Annotated in this window: 16 protein-coding genes; 10 read left to right on the top strand and 6 right to left on the bottom strand. The window is 57.0% G+C overall.

Annotated elements, in window-relative coordinates; genetic code table 11:
* Nucleotides 1-89: 89 nt before the first annotated feature.
* The gene (locus tag RV1423_RS05985) at nucleotides 90-935 is read right to left on the bottom strand and encodes an ureidoglycolate lyase (RefSeq protein WP_034294257.1); all 846 of its coding nucleotides are present in this window, start codon (nucleotides 933-935) and stop codon (nucleotides 90-92) included.
* Nucleotides 936-1,361: 426 nt separating this feature from the next.
* On the opposite strand from RV1423_RS05985, the gene RV1423_RS29705 reads away from it, so the two are divergent.
* A complete protein-coding gene (locus RV1423_RS29705) occupies nucleotides 1,362-1,535 on the top strand; it encodes a hypothetical protein (RefSeq protein WP_155835033.1) in 174 nt (57 codons plus the stop codon).
* A gap of 81 nt (nucleotides 1,536-1,616) precedes the next feature.
* Here RV1423_RS29705 and RV1423_RS05980 read toward each other — a convergent pair whose 3' ends face one another.
* The gene (locus tag RV1423_RS05980) at nucleotides 1,617-2,378 is read right to left on the bottom strand and encodes a GntR family transcriptional regulator (RefSeq protein WP_051516506.1); all 762 of its coding nucleotides are present in this window, start codon (nucleotides 2,376-2,378) and stop codon (nucleotides 1,617-1,619) included.
* A 526-nt stretch (nucleotides 2,379-2,904) separates the two neighbouring features.
* Here RV1423_RS05980 and RV1423_RS05975 point away from each other — a divergent pair.
* From RV1423_RS05975 to RV1423_RS05960, 4 genes are all read left to right on the top strand, one after another.
* Nucleotides 2,905-4,215 carry an MFS transporter gene (locus tag RV1423_RS05975; RefSeq protein ID WP_051516505.1) on the top strand — a complete coding sequence of 437 codons (1,311 nt, stop codon included), beginning with the start codon at nucleotides 2,905-2,907 and terminating at the stop codon, nucleotides 4,213-4,215.
* A gap of 111 nt (nucleotides 4,216-4,326) precedes the next feature.
* Nucleotides 4,327-5,451, top strand: a complete 1,125-nt coding sequence (locus RV1423_RS05970) for a porin (protein ID WP_034294255.1) — start codon at nucleotides 4,327-4,329, stop codon at nucleotides 5,449-5,451.
* A 109-nt stretch (nucleotides 5,452-5,560) separates the two neighbouring features.
* Nucleotides 5,561-6,448: an alpha/beta hydrolase gene (locus RV1423_RS05965; protein WP_197034884.1), complete on the top strand. Its 888-nt coding sequence runs from the start codon at nucleotides 5,561-5,563 to the stop codon at nucleotides 6,446-6,448.
* Nucleotides 6,445-6,825, top strand: a complete 381-nt coding sequence (locus RV1423_RS05960; protein ID WP_034294251.1) for a RidA family protein — start codon at nucleotides 6,445-6,447, stop codon at nucleotides 6,823-6,825. Before RV1423_RS05965 ends, RV1423_RS05960 begins: the two co-directional genes overlap by 4 nt.
* Nucleotides 6,826-7,024: 199 nt before the next feature.
* Here the strand turns inward: RV1423_RS05960 and RV1423_RS05955 are convergent, their stop codons facing one another.
* The 3 genes from RV1423_RS05955 to RV1423_RS05945 are packed head-to-tail and all read right to left on the bottom strand — an operon-like array spanning nucleotide 7,025 to nucleotide 9,514.
* Nucleotides 7,025-7,414: a hypothetical protein gene (locus RV1423_RS05955; RefSeq protein WP_034294249.1), complete on the bottom strand. Its 390-nt coding sequence runs from the start codon at nucleotides 7,412-7,414 to the stop codon at nucleotides 7,025-7,027.
* 16 nt (nucleotides 7,415-7,430) lie between these two features.
* Nucleotides 7,431-8,846 carry a heavy metal sensor histidine kinase gene (locus RV1423_RS05950; RefSeq protein ID WP_034294247.1) on the bottom strand — a complete coding sequence of 472 codons (1,416 nt, stop codon included), beginning with the start codon at nucleotides 8,844-8,846 and terminating at the stop codon, nucleotides 7,431-7,433.
* Nucleotides 8,843-9,514 (bottom strand): heavy metal response regulator transcription factor, encoded by a 672-nt coding sequence (locus RV1423_RS05945; protein WP_034294245.1) that lies wholly within the window; start codon nucleotides 9,512-9,514, stop codon nucleotides 8,843-8,845. Before RV1423_RS05945 ends, RV1423_RS05950 begins: the two co-directional genes overlap by 4 nt.
* On the opposite strand from RV1423_RS05945, the gene RV1423_RS28965 reads away from it, so the two are divergent.
* From RV1423_RS28965 to RV1423_RS05920, 5 genes are all read left to right on the top strand, one after another.
* Nucleotides 9,513-10,076 carry a DUF4148 domain-containing protein gene (locus RV1423_RS28965; protein WP_197034883.1) on the top strand — a complete coding sequence of 188 codons (564 nt, stop codon included), beginning with the start codon at nucleotides 9,513-9,515 and terminating at the stop codon, nucleotides 10,074-10,076. The genes RV1423_RS05945 and RV1423_RS28965 overlap by 2 nt on opposite strands.
* A 131-nt stretch (nucleotides 10,077-10,207) precedes the next feature.
* Nucleotides 10,208-10,564, top strand: a complete 357-nt coding sequence (czcI, locus tag RV1423_RS05935) for a cation efflux protein, CzcI family (RefSeq protein WP_034294243.1) — start codon at nucleotides 10,208-10,210, stop codon at nucleotides 10,562-10,564.
* A gap of 99 nt (nucleotides 10,565-10,663) precedes the next feature.
* The gene (locus tag RV1423_RS05930) at nucleotides 10,664-11,926 is read left to right on the top strand and encodes a TolC family protein (protein ID WP_306409261.1); all 1,263 of its coding nucleotides are present in this window, start codon (nucleotides 10,664-10,666) and stop codon (nucleotides 11,924-11,926) included.
* 8 nt (nucleotides 11,927-11,934) lie between these two features.
* A complete protein-coding gene (locus RV1423_RS05925) occupies nucleotides 11,935-13,509 on the top strand; it encodes an efflux RND transporter periplasmic adaptor subunit (RefSeq protein WP_034294238.1) in 1,575 nt (524 codons plus the stop codon).
* A gap of 29 nt (nucleotides 13,510-13,538) precedes the next feature.
* Nucleotides 13,539-16,736 (top strand): CusA/CzcA family heavy metal efflux RND transporter, encoded by a 3,198-nt coding sequence (locus RV1423_RS05920; RefSeq protein WP_034294236.1) that lies wholly within the window; start codon nucleotides 13,539-13,541, stop codon nucleotides 16,734-16,736.
* Between the two features lie 10 nt (nucleotides 16,737-16,746).
* On the opposite strand, the gene RV1423_RS05915 is transcribed toward RV1423_RS05920, so the two are convergent.
* The gene (locus tag RV1423_RS05915) at nucleotides 16,747-18,849 is read right to left on the bottom strand and encodes a site-2 protease family protein (protein ID WP_197034882.1); all 2,103 of its coding nucleotides are present in this window, start codon (nucleotides 18,847-18,849) and stop codon (nucleotides 16,747-16,749) included.
* Between the last annotated feature and the right edge of the window lie 6 nt (nucleotides 18,850-18,855).

The following is an 18,855-nucleotide window of genomic DNA, read 5'->3' as shown; positions in this document are numbered from 1 at the left end:
CTTCTGCGGGCAGTTGTATTTGTCCGCTCCGCTGCGAGGCTATCGGCCATGACGGCGTATGGCCTCGCAGCAGACGCAGGAACAGATTTTTAGGCGCTGATCGTTTTTTGTTGCTGCTCGCCCAGGCCCTCGATGCCCAGACGCATGGTCTGGCCGGCAACCAGGTATACCGGATTGGGTTTGACGCCCATGCCGACGCCTGGAGGCGTGCCGGTTGAGATCACGTCGCCCGGCTGCAGGCTCATGAATTTGCTCAGGTAAGAGATGATGAACGGCACATGGAAGATCATGGTGTTGGTGTTGCCGTTCTGGTAGCGCTTGCCGTCCACTTCCAGCCACAGTTGCAGGTTGTTGGGGTTGGCGACTTCATCGCGCGTCACCAGCCAGGGGCCAATCGGACCGAAGGTGTCGCAACCCTTGCCCTTGTCCCAGGTGCCGCCGCGTTCGGTCTGGAATTCGCGTTCGGAGACATCGTTGACGACGCAATAGCCGGCAATGTGCGACAACGCGTCCTTTTCTTCGATGTAGGCGCCGCCCTTGCCGATGACCACGCCCAGTTCGACTTCCCAGTCGGTCTTCTTGGAGCCGCGCGGGATTTTGACGTTGTCGTTGGGACCGACCACGGCCGACGTCCACTTGTTGAACACGACCGGTTCCGCCGGGATGGGCAGGTTGGATTCGGCGGCGTGATCGGCGTAGTTGAGGCCGATACAGATGAATTTGCCGATATTGCCGACGCAGGCGCCGATGCGCGGATTGCCGTCGACCACAGGCAGGCTTTGCAGGTCCAGCGCGCGGATCTTGGCCAGTGTGGCGTCGTCCAGATGGGCGCCGTTGACGTCCTTGATGTGGGCCGACAGATCGCGGATCTTGCCTGCCTGATCCAGGATGCCAGGCTTTTCTTGGCCGACGGGGCCGTAACGGAGTAATTTCATTGCTCTTCCTTTAGTGGTTGATCTGGTGAAAATAAAGGGCCGTCCGGGCAAACGCGCGGCGCCTGTGTTCTGTTTGGAAATCGAGATAATACCAATTAATTGGTAAGACCACCAAACAACTTTGCCGAGTTTCAGATGAAAATTAATAAAGCGTTGGTGTAACTGTCGGAATTCATTTATCTCTGAACTTGTTGATTTGCGCGTGGATCTGACCCACGTTTGCAATGAATGACGACCTTACCTAGTAATTCAAGATATCTATGAGACTTGGTGTTTCAAGCGAAATAGTGGGGCAACGAATAATGCAAAACAGGGGCAATCAGGGCTGCAAATGAACCCCCCCTCGCTCTGGACCGAAGCTGATTGAGAATCTAAGCTGCTCGCTGAGCGTATTGTGTAGGCGATTGATATTCTGGAGTCGAATGCATGCGTCGTCCGTTAATAGATATCTTCGATAAAATACGGCAGTCTGGCAGCGACATCGGCGCATTTCTCGTGGTCGGCCAAATAGACTTCCTCGGCCTTGAGGGAGACGAAACTCTCTGCCTGCGCATGATGGTGTTGATTAGCCGGGGGCGCTCGTCGATCCAACCTGTCTGAGTTCGGCCAGTGCGCAACAGACCAGAGCACTGGCAGCGCTTGTTTGATCCTATTGGTAGTGTCGGGGCGATCTCAGCAGATCTACAAAATGTCGCCAGTACCGGCGTTGTCCTCCATGCCCGACTGCCACAAACGCTTGACCAGCTCCGTAGTCTTGGCGATATGCTCGCCCAGCAAACGTGTGGCTTCCGGTACATCGCGCTTCAGGCTGGCATCCATGATCTCACGATGTTGCAGATCGACGTCGACTTCCAGATGGATGTGTGCGGGTGAATGGAATAAGCGGATCAGTCGATACCGCTCAGTGTGGGCACTGAGTTGAGCGTAGATTTTTTGAAGCCAGGGTGAATCGCAAGCCGACAACAGCGCCTGATGAAACGCACGGTGACGGCTTTCCCATAACTGAATCGCGTCCTGATCTTGCATATCTTCCGGCAGCGGCGTCTTCGACAATGCATGATGCGACGCTACCACGCGACCTTCCCAATCGGCGTCGCCGGCATTGATGGATGCCTCCAGCATCAGCTTCTCGATCTTTTGGCGCGTCGCGGCCAAATCCATCAACTCGTCGATGGAAATCGATGCTACGCGAAATCCCTTTTGTCCTTCGCCTTCGAGCAGACCTTCTGACGCCAGCAGGATCAACGCCTCGCGAATCGGACTGATGCCTTGTGCGTAACGCTTCTGAAGATCACGCAAGATCAGCTTCTGTCCCGGCTGGATAGTTCCGGCAAGCAAATCAGCGCGAATCAGCCTGTAGACGCGCTGAGACAAAGTCTTGTCGGTTTTCTCGTATGTCCCGGCGCGGTCGGCTGTGCTGTTTAGAGGGGCGATGTTGTCCATGATTAAACTGAAGTAATCGGTAATGCCCCATTTTATAACATTTTATAAATTTGCTCCAAAATGGAACAAAAACGAAATTAATAAATAATTTATAAATTAATGTTTACTTTCGAAATTATCCTGCATAAAATTAAACCACCTCAATGATCGTTATCGGCACACGACTGCAAACCTGCTTCCAGCGGGTGCCAGGTATGAGACTCGTGATTTGCTTGCGCAAGTATTTAACCGTGCATGCGAGCGTGGTCGCATGCACTGACGCAAGAAGCGTGCGATACGTTTTGGGGTGATACATGTTTCAAAGACCGCGCAAGGCGGTCTCGTCATGGGGATGCCTGGATAGCGGCGATAGGGAAGTGCTGCGCGCATTTACGCGCCACGTGCCCATCTCTGGTGTTTATCGGCGGTGTCAGAGATTGATGTGGCGGTTGGCAAGACCTGCGTTTTCTCCAGTTGAGGAACACGTCGGCGATGCTTTCGGCCAGTGGTTGATACGTCCAACGTATTCGCAAACCCAGAGGAAATAATGTCGTCTATTGAAACCAATACCGTGCGCAAGGTTTGCCTGCGCATCGTCCCGCTCCTGTTCGTACTGTGGCTGATCAACTTCCTTGATCGGGTCAATATCAGCTTTGCCGCACTGCAAATGAATGAAGCTTTGCATTTTACGCCGGCTGTTTTCGGCTTCGGCGCCGGAATTTTCTTTCTCGGCTACATCCTTTTCGAAATACCAAGCAACCTGATGTTGTACAAATTCGGCGCACGCCGCTGGCTCACGCGCATCATCGTGTCCTGGGGCATCGTCTCCATGGCGCAGGCCTGGATTGTCGGCGAGCATTCGCTGTACAGCCTGCGCTTTCTGCTGGGCGTGGCTGAAGCGGGCTACTTGCCGGGCATGCTGTATTACCTGACGCTGTGGGTGCCGGCCGAAAACCGAGCCAAGGTGATCGCGCAAATCATGTCCGCCAATACTGTCGCCGTCATCATCGGCGCCCCCTTGTCGGGCCTGATCATGCAAATGGATAGCGCACTGGGCGTCGCCGGCTGGCAATGGGTATTCGTCATCGAAGGCGGCATGGCGGTGGTGCTCGGCATCTTCACCTTCTTCTACCTGACCGATAAACCGGCGCAAGCTTCCTGGTTGTCAAACGAAGAGCGCACCTGGCTCGTCGCCAAACTGAGCAGCGACAGCGCTGTCGCGGGACATGCCGGCATCTCGGACGTGCGCGTTGCCTTCAAGGCGCCGATCGTGTGGATGTTGGGCGTGCTGTATTTCTTCGTCGGACTCGGTTTCTTCGGCCTGACGATCTGGCTGCCGCAGATCGTGAAGCAGATTTCGGGCTTCTCCATTCTTGCGGTCAGCATGATCAGTGCGATTCCCTTCGTCGTCGGCGCCGTCGCCATGATCGCCAACGGCAAACATTCGGACCGCACCGGCGAACGCCGCTGGCATTTGAGTCTGTCTTTGCTGCTGGGCGCCGCCGGCCTGACGGCTAGCGCGATGTCCTCTTCGCCACTGGTCTCCTTCATCGCGGTGTGCTTCTCGATGGCAGGGATCTCTGGCGCGCTGGGTGTGTTCTGGTCGGTGCCGTCGACTTTCCTGACCGGCCAGGCGGCGGCCGGCGGTCTGGCGTTGATCAATACGATCAGTGGGCTGTCGGGTTTCCTCGGTCCCTATGTGATCGGCTTCATTCGCGGTTTGTCGCCCAACTTTTCCTACTCGTTGTACGGCATGGCGGCCAGCCTGCTGATCGCCACCGTGCTGGCGGCAACTCTGCCCTTCAACGGTGCGCGGCAGCGTCATCCGGGGTTGCAGCCGATGAACGCCAAACCTTAATTTCCTCTTAAACACCAGTCGGAAAAACCGGGGCGCCCGTCGACCCGTTCTCCCGACTCGTCCCGGCATTCACGAACAAGACTGAAACCAACGCATCCATTGAGAGAAATCATGAAAAAAATATCACTCGCCCTGACCTTGTTGTCTTGCGCCGTCGTCCCGGCCGTTCCCGTTTTTGCACAATCCTCGGTCACGCTGTACGGCCTGATCTCGACCGGGATGTTCTATACCGACAACCAGAAAGGCTTGAGCAACTACGGCCTGCTGAACGGACCGCAACAACCGCCGCGTATCGGCCTGATCGGCCAGGAAGACCTTGGTGGTGGCCGCAAGGCGTTCTTCACGCTGGAAAACGGATTTAGCATCACCACCGGCGCACTCGGCCAAGGCGGGCGTCTGTTCGGTCGCCAGGCCTTCATCGGTCTGTCCGATGAACAAATGGGCTCGCTCAGCTTCGGTCGCCAGATCGACAGCATGGCGCAATCGCTGGCACCGTTCGAATCGGCGGTGCAGTTTGCCACCTATGCGCCGCCGATCGGCGACGCCGACAATGTCTTCGCTACCTTTCGCGTGAGTAATTCGGTGCAATACAAGACGCGCAACTTCGATGGCCTGCAAATCATGACCGACTATGGATTTTCAGAGGCTGCGGGCAGTGTCAACAACAACAGCAGCTTCAGTATCGGCAGCAGCTACGCCAACGGCCCCTTCCGCTTCGGTGCGGCGTATCACGTTCTGCATTCGCCGGCATCGGCCAGCAACACCAACGGCGCGCTGGGCAATTTCGACTACGGCTTCACCTCGCCGTTTGTCACCAGCGGCGGTGGTGCGGCAGTGGACAAACAACAGATGTACGGCGCCGGCGGTTATTACAAATTCGGCGACAACCAGCTTTCGTTGTTGCTGACCAATGTCAAGTTCGACTATCTGGACAACAGCAACCTCAAACTGACCAACTATCAGTTCACGGGCACACGTTTCCTGACGCCCCAGCTCATGGCCGGCGCGTCTTATATTTTCACCGATGGCAAGGCCAGCCTGGCGCAGACCAAGCCCAAGTGGCATCAAATCAATCTTGGCCTGGACTACTTCCTGACCAAGCGCACGGACCTGTTTCTGGTCGGCATTTACCAACGTGCGGCAGGGGATGCGCAATTTGCGCAGATCTATTACATGTCGCCTTCCAGCCGCCGGGAACAAACCTCGATTTCGTTCGGCATGCGCCACAAGTTCTGAACGAATTTAAAGAACGCTTCAGATGGTGAGTCAAGTAAGACGTCAGGGAGACTAACTTTGCGCTGAGCCTCTGAAGCCGTGAATCAACCTTCTCCCGGAAAGAATCATCTTGCTTAATTCGAATAGCGGTAACGTGCCCCCCAATTTACCGCCCCAGTTACCGCTGCCATCTGAAGCGGCCCGACAATACGAACAAACCGTATTAAGTCTGGCCCATACCCACGGCAAAGAGCTTATTTGCCGCCGCGACGTTCACTACGGCCAGGACGTGGCGCAACGCTACGACGTCTACTTCAAAGGAGGCGTCAGCGGACGTCCGATTCTGGTGTTCTGGCACGGCGGCGGCTGGACCAATGGCTACAAGGAATACGTCTCCTTCATGGCCGAACACGTAGTAGGCCTGGGAATGGTCCTGGTCGCACCGACCTATCGGCTGGCGCCTGCACATCGCATGCCCGCCGCTTACAACGATTGTCTGTTGCTGCTGCAAGCCTTGAGCCTGCAGGCGCCGCAATATGGCGGCAGCGCCGACCGTTTGTATCTGTCTGGCCACTCAGCCGGCGCGCATCTCGCTACGTTGACAGCGTTGCGCATGCGCGAACTGGTCGCCGCAGGTATTCGAAGCAGCGCCATCCGTGCTTGCCTGCCCATCAGTGGCATCATGGATATGCACCATCCCGCACCGGCACCGGAATCACTGGAAGAGCGCGTCTACAGCATGGTGCTGTCGGCGGCAGAACACGATGGCGTAATGAGTCCTTTGTGCTGGACCAACGGCAACACGATACCCATGCTTCTCAGTTGCGGCGACAGCGACAGTCCCCGTGTACTCAGTTCCAATCGACGTCTGGCGTCGCTGCTGGCGTTTCAAGATTGCCGCCAAAGCTTCCACGTCGAAACCGGTCTCGATCATTTTCAAACGCATCTGGCGCTGCGAGATCCCGATCATCCCTGGTACCGACGCCTCGCCGCCATCGTCAAGGACACCGTTCAATGAAAGAGCACATCGACACCGGCCTGCCCGATCTGGGGCAGCCCTTTTCATGGGCCATCCGCGCTGGACGGACTCTCTACACTACGCATGGCCCGGTACGCCAAGACGGCACTGTCGAGACCGGGCCGATCGCAGACCAGGCCCATCTGACTTTTTCCAACCTTGAGCTGGCGCTGAAAGCGGCCGGCATGGGCATGCATGATGTTGCACAGGTATTGATTTACCTGACCAATGTCGTCGACATGCGTATCGTGGATGAGGTCTATCGCCTTTACTTTGATGCACCGTACCCAAATCGCTCTACCGTCGGCGTGAGTGCTTTAGTGGTGCCGGGGATGGCGATAGAAATCGTCGCTTACGCTCAAACTGATAACAAATAGCGTCAATTTTATCGATATCGGGAAGGGACTCTCGGCCCACCATTTTTTGCAAATGGATGTTCTTACGTAACCTCGGCCGATTACAACTTTTTGTCGAAGCTTGCGAGTCGCTTTCACGCAGGAGATCGGAAAAATAAAATGGAAGCATTGACAGCGCCAACAACAACGATGAGAGGAAAATAAGTACTGCCACAGCACATCAGGATGGTGGATGGGCATATAGCGGGCGGACGATGGTGGCCAGGTTTCCCTTCCTGCAGTCTCCGGGAATGAGTTCCACATGTACGCCGGCTTGAGCAAATCCATCTTTCGGCGCCTCGGCAACTGTAAAAGTGCGAAATTGACTGCCGCTGGCGCGATACGAAACCTTCACAAGTCTGATTTTTTCCAGTTCGCTTGATGGCATTTTCCGGAGGCACTGCGGGCGATCGGAAAGGTCTTTTTCTATCTGATAGTCGCCATGGACGTATGCATCAATAGTGCCTGCGCCAACCGTTGCCACAGGATGGGTCGCACATCCGGCAATCATGGCGCCGATGCCTATCGCCGCGGCGTTTTTTCCCCATGGAATGGGTTCCTTGTTTTTCATGACGCGATGTCCTTTCTCATAAGAGGGGCGCTTCAGGCGGAAAAGTCAGTTTGAATACGGTTGCTCCGTCAATCGCACTTTCAGCGGTCGCTGTGCCGCCGTGCAAGGTCATAATGGATTGCACGATGGCCAGTCCCAGTCCGGTGGAGAAGGCCGAATTACTTCGCGCCGTATCCGCCCTGTAAAACCGGTCAAAGATCCGTTCGAGATGGTCCGCCTCGATACCGCGTCCCGGATTGGATACGCTGACTATCGCGGATCCGTGGTCTTTCCTGGCTTCAAGCTTGACGACGTGGCCGATCGGCGTATAGCGGATGGCATTGGCGACAAGATTGCTCACGGCACGTCTGAGCAAGATTGCGTCTGCAAAAAGCGTGCCTTTCCCTGATGCCTGAATCGTGATGCCTGCATCTTCGGCAATCCCCTCAAAATACTCCGCGATACGACGCAGTTCCGTTTCGATGTCGAGCGACTCTTTGTTGACGACCACATGCGCATGCTCCGCTCTTGCCAGGAAAAGCATGCTTTCCGTCATCCTGGTCAAGCGTTCGTATTCTTCGATGTTCGAAATGAGCAGCGCCTGATATTCCTCCGGCGTCCGAACCTGGGAAATCGCCACCTGTGTTTGCACCATGAGATTGTTCAGCGGTGTTCGCAAATCATGAGCCAGGTCGGCAGAAAATTGGGTCAATCTCTCGAAACTCGCGTGAAGCCGATCCAGCATGGCGTTAAACGATTGCACTATCTCGTGCAGTTCCTGCGGGGCTGCAGTCATATCCAGCCGCGTATCGAGACGATGCGCAGTAATGGTCTGCGCCTGACGCGCAACCATGCGTAATGGACGCAGACCGCGCAATACCAGGAAATAGCTGAGTACCGTCGCCAACAGCGTGCCGCCCAGCGCAGCCGTCCATACTTCCGCATGGTAGCCATCCAATAGTTGCATCCTGTCCGACGCAGTACGAGCGACCATGATCTCCACGCGCTCATTTGTCTTGCCGACGATGGCCGCGGTCGCGACGGCGCGCGCAGATCCGCCGTTTCGCAACTTCAGCGCCGACACCGCAGAACGATTGAGATCATTTTCATTGGTGGCCGGAACCGAAAAGGATAGAACTTCCGTTTCGGGATGACTATTCACGACCAAATCATCATTGCCGACTTTCATCAAGACGACCAGTTGATCGTGGCCGGCAGCCGCATCCATGAAGATATGCGGATCACGACGAATCGCGTCAACGGATCCTGCCTCTTGGACCAGATGGCTCATGGCGCGTATTTTTCCGAGCAACTCATCATCGTCACGCGTTTCAAGTTGCCGGGAAAGGGAATGGTAAAGATAGGTGCCGACCCCGGCGAAGGTTACGATCGCTACCAGCCCAAACAGGAAGACCAGACGCGCAGTCAACGATGCAGGATGAAAACGATTCACGAACGCACCTCCAATACATAGCCCATGCCGCGTACGGTATGAATGAGTTTTTGCATATGCGGATCATCCAGCTTGGCGCGCAAGCGTCGTACAGCGACATCGACGACATTGGTGTCGCTGTCGAAATTCATATCCCAGACCTGAGAGGCGATCAGAGACCGCGAGAGCACTTCCCCCGGCCGCTTTGCCAGTAGATGGAGCAGCGCAAATTCCTTGGCGGTCAGATCGACGCGGTGCTCCCCACGCGTGACACGGCGTTTGATGACGTCAATTTGCACGTCGGCGAATACGATAATCTCCGATTCGCGCGTGGGGCCGCGTCGCAGTAGGGTTCTCACCCGTGCAAGCAGCTCGGTAAACGCAAATGGCTTGACGAGATAATCGTCGGCTCCCAATTCGAGTCCTTTCACACGGTCTTCAACTTCATCTCGTGCCGTCAAAAAAAGTACAGGCGTGTCGTGTGTCTGGCGTAATGCTTGGAGAACATCCCAACCGCTCATGGCGGGGAGCATGACATCAAGAACGATCAGATTGTAGTCGCTGGTCTGGGCATGATGCAGACCATCCGGGCCGGTTTGTACCCAATCCACGGTAAAACCTGACTCAGTCAGGCCTTTGCGCAGATAGTCGCCTGATTTCGGTTCATCTTCTACCAGCAAGATGCGCATGCGGCGGTCCCTTTACGGCAATGGTTGTGCCCGCATTTTCTCCGATATCAAGGCATCTCTGCATTACAAATTTGTAATGTGCAGGCAATCTTTGTGTGCGCGGCCGGCTTCTAAAATTCTCTCCAACGATGCGCCGGACGGCACAGGCTGGCAGGCGATCGGTTTTAAAGGTCTCATTCTTGAGGCGTTTGATCTTACTTTATCTAATTGGAGAGTTAATATGAAATCGACCCAAATCATTGTTATCGCCCTGTTGTCGCTGTCGTCTGCCGCCGTCTTTGCGGAAACCGCGCCGACACAGGCTGCACGCGATGCTGCCAATATGTCGGCGCGCAATAATTATCCCGTCGTGACATACCAAGGCAGCAAAACGCGCGCAGAAGTGATTGCCGAATTGGCGCAGGCGCAAAAGGATGGTTTGATCGTCAATAACAATAGTTACTCCGTCCTGATCATGGCGCCCTCAGCGAAAACGCGTGCCGAAGTAAAGAATGAAGTTCGCCGGGAATCGATCCAGGAAGCGGAGCAGTCTCCGGGCAAGTCTCTTTACTCCGGCGCATAAGCTCAGCATCGGCGACGCTCTTCGTTGTATGAGAACTCATTTCATAAATAGGCGTGAGTTCTAGTATCACGATAAAAAATACCCGAACCTGTGAACTATCGACTTCGACGATGAAGTTATAATCTGCCGCTATGAGACGCTTCTTCCTCGTCATTTTGCTATTGCTGTTGCCGTTGCAGCTTTCCTGGGCTGCAATGGCATCGTATTGTCAAAATGAGGCGATTCAGACGCGCGCGCACTTCGGCCACCATGAGCATACGACCACGCCGAAGTCCGTTTCGACGAAGGAAAAGGTCTCAAAGGGCGCGGCTGACAACGACGTGGAATGCGGCTTCTGCCATCTTTCCTGCGCCAAATCCGTTTGCACTTATCCGCAATTAAAAGCCTCGGTTGATTTCAATCCAGCGGTGTATCCGTTCATCCATTCCAGCTTCTCCTCCCATATCGCCGAGGGCCCTGAAAAGCCCAACTGGCATCTCGCCGCCTAACTCGGCGAGCTCGACTTTCACCTTTTCCGTCGGACACTCGCCGAATTCTTCCCTTTATCTTTGGAGAATTTGATGTCCTGGTTTTACCTTCCCATCGGGTTGGCGATCCTGCTCGCCCATCCTGCGTACGCGCAATCCATTGCCGCCGGCAATGACCGACATGCAAGTGCATTCGCACCCAATGCCGGGGCGAATCCATCTGGCGATAGCCCCACTTTGCAGGCCGCTATCGACCTCGCGCTCGAACGAAACAAAGAACTGTCTGCCGCGAGGTTGGAAATTGAAGCCGTTGAAGCCACCATCATCCAGGCCGGCGCGCGTCCTAATCCCGAAATATCGGCTCTCATGGAGGACACGAGAAAATCCACGCGCACGACTACCTATCAGCTTAATCAGCCTATTGAGCTGGGCGGCAAGCGTAGTGCGCGCATCGAGGCGGCGCAGCGTGCGCACGACATAGCGGTTCTCGAGTTTTCAGTCAAGCGGGCAGAGATCAGATCCGGTGTGACAGCGGCGTACTTTGAGACGCTGATCGCGCAAGAAAGATTGCGATTGGCGGAGGATCTGCTGAAGCTGACGGAACGCTCGACCGCTATGACCGCCCGTCGCGTGAGCGCCGGCAAAATTTCGCCGGTGGAAGAGACCAAGGCGAGAGTGGCCGACGCCAGCGCGCGTCTTGCCCTGGGGCAGGCCTCAAGCGATCTGACCTTGGCGCGCAAGCGGTTGACGGCGTATTGGGGCGACTTCGGGAGCACATTGACGCCGGCCGTTGGTAATGTGGAAACCATGCCGGCGTTGCCCGCCATTACCGGACTGATTGACCGCGTCAATGACGGCCCGGCGATCAAGCTGGCGCGACTGGAGGTCGAACGCCGGCGCGCGCTTGCCAAAATCGAAAGCGCCAAACGTATCCCGGACCTGACGGTCAGCCTGGGTAGCAAGCGGGATGAGGAGGCGCGTCGGAATATGTGGGTAGTCGGGGTTTCGATACCTATTCCCGTCTTCGACAGCAACAAGGGCAATGAGCTGGAAGCGATCAAACGCGTGGACAAAGCGCGCGATGAACAGGCCGCAACCGAGATACGCATTCAAGGCGAAGCCGCGCAAAGCTACGAGCGCATGCGCAATGCCGTGCAGGAAGTCGACGCTTTGCGGCGAGACATCATCCCGGGCGCAGAAAGCGCCTATGGCGCCGCCGCCAAGGGTTTCGAGCTGGGGAAATTCAGTTTCCTTGAGGTCCTGGATGCCCAGCGTACCTACTTCCAGGCCAAATCCCAATACTGGCAGGCACTGTCCAACGTTCATCAGGCATCCGCCGAGCTGGATCGTCTGGCGGGTCCGAACAGCACAGAAAAAGAGTGAGAGAAATCATGGATAAGAAACAGAAAATAGCGATTGCCGCCATTGTCATCGTCACCGCATTGTTGTCAGGTCTGGTATTGACGACGGGCGGGAAGGACTCGGCCGGTGAGGGAGCCGGCGAACCGGCGCAGGGACACCAGGAAGAAAAAGCCCATAAAGATGGCGAACATCACGGCGCCGCCGAAGCATCGGACCATAAAGATAAGGACGAGCACGGCGATGACGAACACCATAAGACGACCTCCGCCAAAGGTCCGCATGGCGGTGCGTTGTTGGCCGAAGGCGCGAATGCTATCGAGGTGGTGCTTGCCGAAGACAGTGACGGCGCCAGGTTGGTCGTCTATCCCCTGGAAAATGGAAAACCCGTGCTTCCTCAATCTGTTCAGTTGACGGCCGTATTGGCCAGGCCGCTGCAAGAGAAAGAGAAGATTCCTCTTGAGGTGACCAAAGATGCTTTCCGTAGTGCCGCAAGCATAGAAGAGCCGCATCTGTTCGACATCAATTTTGAAGTGGTTGCCAATGGAAGGAAGCTGGCATTCACGTTCTCGAAGGAAGAAGGCAAGGTCGAGCTGACGGCCGATCAGATCGCGGCAGCCGGCATCAAGATTAAAACCGCCGCAGGAGTACGATTGAACAGCGGCTTGCAATTGCCGGGAGAGATCCGCTTCAATGAAGATCGCACTGCCCACGTCGTGCCGCAGGTCGCAGGCGTGGTCGATTCCGTGAGCGCGAATCTGGGACAAATGGTCAAGAAAGGCCAGGTCCTGGCAGTCATCAGCAGCAGCGCCATTTCCGAACTGCGCAGCGAGCAACTGAATGCCCAGCAACGTCTTGCTCTGGCGCGGTCGACTTATGTGCGCGAGAAGACGCTCTGGGAAGAAAAGATCTCTGCGGAACAAGACTACCTGCAAGCACAACAAGCCTTGCACGAAGCAGAGATCGCCGCACGCAATACTCAGCAAAAACTGCGCGCTGTCGGAGCAGGCGTCTCCACAGGCGGCTTGAACCGATATGAGGTCCGGGCGCCGTTCGATGGCGTCGTGGTCGAGAAGCATCTGAGTCTTGGCGAGTCCGTCAAGGAAGACGCCAATATCTTCATGGTCTCCGACCTGTCGACTGTCTGGGCCGAAATCATTGTCACCCCCAAGGACATGAACACCGTCAAGGTCGGCGAGAAAGCCATCGTCAAGGCCACCGCCTTTGAATCGTCGGCAACCGGCAAGATCAGTTATGTCGGCTCCCTGTTGGGCGAGCAGACGCGTAGCGCGAAGGCGCATGTGGTATTGCAAAACCCGTCAAATGCATGGCGTCCCGGTCTTTTTGTAAACGTGGAAGTCATCTCCGACCAGACGGAAGTGCCTGTCGCCATTTCTGCAGAAGCCGTCCAGAGCATCGATGGAAAGAACATCGTGTTCGTGCGGATTCCTGGCGGCTTCATGGCGCAAGAGGTCGCCTTGGGGCGTACCGACGGCAAGCAGGTTGAGATCAAGGAGGGCATGAAGGCGGGCATGCCTTATGCCGCCGACGGCAGTTTTGCGATCAAGGCGGAACTGGGCAAAGGCAGCGCGGAACACGCACATTAAATTGGCACTCACCGAGAGAGATCACAATCATGTTTGAACGCATCATTCGATTCGCCATCGAGCACCGATGGCTGGTCCTGCTTGCGGTTTTTGGGATGGCCGCCTACGGCGTCTATAGTTACCAGAAACTGCCGATCGACGCGGTACCCGACATCACCAATGTCCAGGTGCAGATCAACACCGCTGCCCCCGGTTATTCTCCGCTGGAGACCGAGCAGCGCATCAGCTATCCGATCGAGACGGTCATGTCCGGCTTGCCGAATCTGGAGCAGACGCGCTCCTTGTCCCGCTACGGTCTGTCGCAGATCACGGTGATCTTCAAAGACGGCACCGATATCTATTTCGCGCGCCAACTGGTCAATGAACGCATTCAGGAGGCGCGCAGCAAGTTGCCTCCGGGAATCGATCCGGGAATGGGGCCGATTTCGACCGGCCTTGGTGAAATTTATCTTTGGACGGTCGAAGCCCGGGACGGCGCCAGAAAACCGGACGGTTCCGAATATACGCCCGCAGATTTGCGCGAGATCCAGGACTGGATCATCAAGCCGCAACTGCGCAACGTGCCGGGGGTGACCGAGATCAATTCCATCGGAGGTTATGCCAAGGAATACCATGTTGCGCCTTCTCCCGAAAAACTCGCCTCGTATGGCCTGACATTGCAATCCGTCGCCGCCGCGCTGGAGAAAAACAATGGCAACGTCGGCGCCGGCTATATTGAACGCCGCGGCGAGCAGTATCTGATTCGTGCGCCCGGCCAGGTCGGTTCGGTCGAGGACATCGGCAACATCATTCTGGGCAGCGTTCAGGGGGTGCCGATTCGCATCACCGACGTCGCCCAGGTCGGCATCGGCCGGGAACTGCGCACCGGCGCAGCAACCGAAAATGGCCGGGAAGTGGTCCTTGGCACCGTCTTCATGTTGATCGGTGAGAACAGCCGCACCGTTTCACAGGCCGTCGACAAGAAAATGGCGGAGATCAATCGTTCGCTGCCGGAGGGAATCAACGCCGTCACCGTCTACGATCGAACTGTCCTGGTCGACAAGGCCATTGATACCGTCAAGAAAAATCTTATCGAGGGCGCGATTCTGGTCATTGCCGTGTTGTTCGTCTTCTTGGGGAATATTCGTGCAGCCTTGATTACGGCGACCGTGATTCCGCTTGCCATGCTCTTCACTTTCACGGGGATGGTCGCCAACCATGTCAGCGCGAATTTGCTGAGTCTCGGCGCGCTGGACTTCGGCATCATCATTGACGGCGCCGTGGTGATTGTGGAGAACTGCGTACGGCGACTCGCTCACGCGCAGGAACATCATGGCCGTCCCTTGACACGCACCGAACGCTTCCATGAGGTATTTGCCGCGTCCAGGGAGGCCCGTCGGCCGCTGCTTTTCGGGCAACTCATCATCATGATCGTCTACTTGCCGATGTTCGCGTTGACTGGCGTCGAAGGCAAGATGTTCCAGCCGATGGCATTCACGGTTGTCGCGGCGCTTCTCGGGGCAATGATCCTGTCGGTCACCTTCATTCCCGCAGCGATTGCCTTGTTTATCGGCGAAAAAGTGGCGGAGAAGGAAAACGGTTTGATGCGCGCGGCAAAACGCGCTTATGAGCCGCTTCTGCGCAAGGCGATGGTGAATAAGCCCGTTGTCCTGACTTTCGCCGGTGCCTTGATCGTACTGTGCGCCGTGATCGGCTCGCGCATGGGGAGTGAGTTTGTGCCAAGCCTTAACGAAGGCGATCTGGCCGTGCAAGCGCTGCGTATACCGGGCACCAGCCTGACGCAATCGATTGCCATGCAACAGCAGATCGAGCGCACGCTAAAACAGAAATTCCCGGAAATAGAACGGGTATTTGCGCGGACCGGCACTGCTGAAGTGGCATCGGATCCGATGCCGCCGAATATTTCGGATGGCTACATCATGCTCAAGCCTCTGGATCAATGGCCGGAACCGAAGAAGACGCAGGCCGAACTGATGGAGGCGATTCAGGAGACTGTTGCGAAAATCCCGGGCAACAGCTATGAATTTTCGCAACCCATCCAGTTGCGTTTCAACGAGTTGATTTCCGGCGTGCGTAGCGACGTTGCGGTCAAGATCTTTGGCGACGACATGACGGTATTGAATGACAATGCCGCCAAGATCTCGTCGGTATTGGAAAAAATCCCCGGCGCCACCGAAGTCAAAATAGAGCAAACCACCGGTTTGCCGATGTTGACTGTCAATATCAATCGGGAAAAGGCTGCACGCTATGGGCTCAATATCGCAGATGTGCAGGATACGCTGGCCACGGCAATCGGCGGCAAGGAAGCCGGCGCCTTGTTCCAGGGAGATCGCCGTTTCGACATCATCGTCAGATTGCCTGAGCAGACACGTAACGACATCGAGGCGATGAAACGGTTGCCGATCGCATTGCCGCTGGCGGCAAACGCGACCAAGACCAGCTACATCCCCCTGTCGGAAATCGCCGAGATGGACATCGCGCCGGGCCCCAATCAGGTCAGTCGGGAAAATGGCAAGCGCCGTATTGTCGTCAGCGCGAACGTCCGCGGACGCGACCTGGGATCATTCGTTGCCGATGCCGAGCAACAGATTCAGCAGCAAGTCAGAATTCCGGCCGGCTATTGGACGACATGGGGCGGTCAGTTCGAGAATCTGCAATCAGCCGCCAGGCGTTTGCAAATCGTGGTGCCGGTTGCGCTGCTATTGGTGTTTGTGCTGTTGTTTGCCATGTTCAACAATGTCAAGGACGGTCTTCTGGTCTTCACCGGCATACCGTTTGCGTTAACCGGCGGCATTCTTGCATTGTCCTTGCGCGGCATTCCGATGTCTATTTCGGCTGCGGTCGGTTTCATTGCCTTGTCCGGCGTTGCAGTGCTTAACGGGTTGGTCATGATTGCATTCATCCGCGGACTGCGCGAGGAAGGCCGGACCCTGGGCGAGGCCATTCACGAAGGCGCGATGACGCGATTGCGTCCCGTGTTGATGACGGCATTGGTGGCGTCCTTGGGCTTTGTGCCGATGGCTTTGGCCACTGGCACCGGAGCGGAAGTGCAACGTCCCTTGGCAACGGTGGTCATCGGCGGCATCCTGTCGTCGACCATTCTGACCCTTCTGGTCTTGCCGCTGCTGTACAAGATGGCCCATGCGAACGACGAGGATGAGCAGAGCGATTCCCGCCCCGCGAAGCAGCCATTCTGGAAATTCTGGAGCAGACCGCGGTTTTTGTAATGAACAGGCCCTAGAATCCTGCCTCGCGCCAGAACACGGCCACTGCGGTTTTCAGGAACCGCAGTCCCGGCGCTTCCCAGCGGGCGGCGAAGGTGACGCGTCCGCGCCAGCTATGTTGCGTGATCGGGCCATCGGAACGGACGCTCAAGACCACGCGGTAGATAGCGCGCTCCGGATAGAGAATTCCTTTTTTCTCTCTGACGGCAACGTGCCCGCCGAACATGCTGGCCAGCGGACCTTCGCTGAGCGTCGGACTGGCGTTCTTGTCAATGTTGAGCAGTTCCAGATGGAGATTGGGGCCGGCCAGTCCGTCGGCGATGAAAACGGCGCGGTCGCCCGGCGCGAGGCGGTGAATGTCGTCTTCGTCGACATACGTCACGACCTGCCAGGGACCATCGCCGATCAGGCGGCCCAGCGACTCGCCCTGGCTGAGCCACTGGCCGGGGCGCAGGTCGGGATCAAGGTCTTCCAGCTTGCCCGCGTAGGGCGCGACCGGTTGGTAGCGTTTCATGTCGGCGTCGACGGTCGCTTGTTCGGCCTCGGTCGACGCCAGTTGCTCATTGAGCAATTGCCAGTTTTTGCGTGCCTCGACGTCGAAGCTGGCGGAGTTCGACTGCCACGACAGTTGTTCTTGCCGCGCCTCGTTTTGCTGGTTGCGTCGGATCAGGTCGGGTGATTTCATGACCAGCAGCGGCGCCTCTGCCGCAACTGTGCTGCCGTTCGTCGCCGGCAGTGCGCCGATCTGCGCGTGAGAGGGGGCGTAGAGTTCCAGTTGCCGGACGGGCTGGAGCATGCCGGATGTCGTGATGCGCGTGGGCCAGGGCAGCGCAAAGATCAGCATCAGCACGATCGCCGCAATGGCGCTGCGCCGATAGCGTCGTCGCTGGCGGATCTGTGGCCAGCGCTGGCGCCATGCCAGCAATTCCTGCCGCAGCGGCATCAGCACGAACCAGCCGATCTCGATCATGAACAGGAAAATCCCCGCCGCCTTGATGAAAAAATGGTAGACCAGCGCGGCGACGCCAAGAAATACCGTCAGCCGGTAGATCCACACGGCCCACGCGAACAGCACCATCCCTTTATGCAAACGCTGCGGCAGATGTTCCGGCACCGGTTCATTGACGGCGAACAGACGCTCGCGCAGATCCCAGCGCGCCAGCGCAAAGGAGCGGCTGTGCAGATTGGGGATTTGCAGGTAATCGGAGAGCAGGAAGTAGCCGTCGAAGCGCATGAAAGGGCTGGCATTGATGAGCAGCGTGGAAATCCAGGTGGTGGTCGACAGCAGAAAAGCAATCGCACGCGGCAAGCCGTCCGGCAGCACCACCCATGCCAGGGTGGCCCAGGCTGCGATGATGAGTTCGGTGGCGATGCCGGCGCCGGCTATTTCGAGGCGCTGGCGGCGTTCGCTGAGCTTCCAGACTTCGTTGGTGTCGGTATAGGCCACCGGCCATAGCACCAGCAGCGCCACGCCCATGCTGGGCACCCGGCAGCCGTGGCGTTTGGCGGTGAAGCCGTGGCCCAGCTCGTGCAGCGTCTTGATGGCAATCAACGTGGCCCCGTAGGCGGCCAACCCTTGCCAGGTGAAATGATCGACCAGCGTGCCGGCAAACTGTTCCCATTGCCGGTACACGCCCAACAAGCCCAGCAGTGCGGCGGCCAGCGTCAGGCGAAAGAATAGCTTGCTATAGAAAAAGTTCAGGCGCGGACTCCAGCGCGACAGCCAGCGATCGGGCCGCACCAGCGGCAAGCGCAGGAACAGGTAATTATGCAACAGCCATTCTCCCCAGCTTTTGCGCTGCTTGCCGCGCATGTCCGCCAGCAGCGGCGCAGCGCCGACGGCGGGGCGCAACAACTGGTTTTGCTGGAGGAACAGGGCCAGGTCCTGGACATCTTCAGGGCCGATCTGCAGCGCCGTTTGCGCATTGACTTCGTCGACGATGGCGGCCGGTTGGCCGAGCGCCCAGCGACTGAGTATTTCAAAGCCGCTCCAGTCGATCTGGAAGAACAGATTGCGTACCGGGTCATGCAGGGTCCAGCTCGGTTGGCCTCCGACCAGCGGCGGCCCGGGCATCAACGACAATTCTTCGCGCAAAGGAGGCAGGTCGGGAGTCATGCGCCG

The organism is Herbaspirillum sp. RV1423 (genome assembly GCF_000577615.1).
Taxonomy (GTDB): domain Bacteria; phylum Pseudomonadota; class Gammaproteobacteria; order Burkholderiales; family Burkholderiaceae_D; genus Herbaspirillum.
Note: the sequence above shows the minus strand (reverse complement) of the source record. Positions and strands in the feature narration are given on the sequence as shown.

Bases quoted from the DNA above. Each gene is read 5' to 3' on its own strand.
- RV1423_RS05985 (WP_034294257.1), bottom strand. From the start codon at position 935: ATGAAATTACTCCGTTACGGCCCCGTCGGCCAAGAAAAGCCTGGCATC.
- RV1423_RS29705 (WP_155835033.1), top strand. From the start codon at position 1,362: ATGCGTCGTCCGTTAATAGATATCTTCGATAAAATACGGCAGTCTGGC.
- RV1423_RS05980 (WP_051516506.1), bottom strand. From the start codon at position 2,378: ATGGACAACATCGCCCCTCTAAACAGCACAGCCGACCGCGCCGGGACA.
- RV1423_RS05975 (WP_051516505.1), top strand. From the start codon at position 2,905: ATGTCGTCTATTGAAACCAATACCGTGCGCAAGGTTTGCCTGCGCATC.
- RV1423_RS05970 (WP_034294255.1), top strand. From the start codon at position 4,327: ATGAAAAAAATATCACTCGCCCTGACCTTGTTGTCTTGCGCCGTCGTC.
- RV1423_RS05960 (WP_034294251.1), top strand. From the start codon at position 6,445: ATGAAAGAGCACATCGACACCGGCCTGCCCGATCTGGGGCAGCCCTTT.
- RV1423_RS05955 (WP_034294249.1), bottom strand. From the start codon at position 7,414: ATGAAAAACAAGGAACCCATTCCATGGGGAAAAAACGCCGCGGCGATA.
- RV1423_RS28965 (WP_197034883.1), top strand. From the start codon at position 9,513: ATGCGGCGGTCCCTTTACGGCAATGGTTGTGCCCGCATTTTCTCCGAT.
- RV1423_RS05945 (WP_034294245.1), bottom strand. From the start codon at position 9,514: ATGCGCATCTTGCTGGTAGAAGATGAACCGAAATCAGGCGACTATCTG.
- czcI (WP_034294243.1), top strand. From the start codon at position 10,208: ATGAGACGCTTCTTCCTCGTCATTTTGCTATTGCTGTTGCCGTTGCAG.
- RV1423_RS05925 (WP_034294238.1), top strand. From the start codon at position 11,935: ATGGATAAGAAACAGAAAATAGCGATTGCCGCCATTGTCATCGTCACC.
- RV1423_RS05920 (WP_034294236.1), top strand. From the start codon at position 13,539: ATGTTTGAACGCATCATTCGATTCGCCATCGAGCACCGATGGCTGGTC.
- RV1423_RS05915 (WP_197034882.1), bottom strand. From the start codon at position 18,849: ATGACTCCCGACCTGCCTCCTTTGCGCGAAGAATTGTCGTTGATGCCC.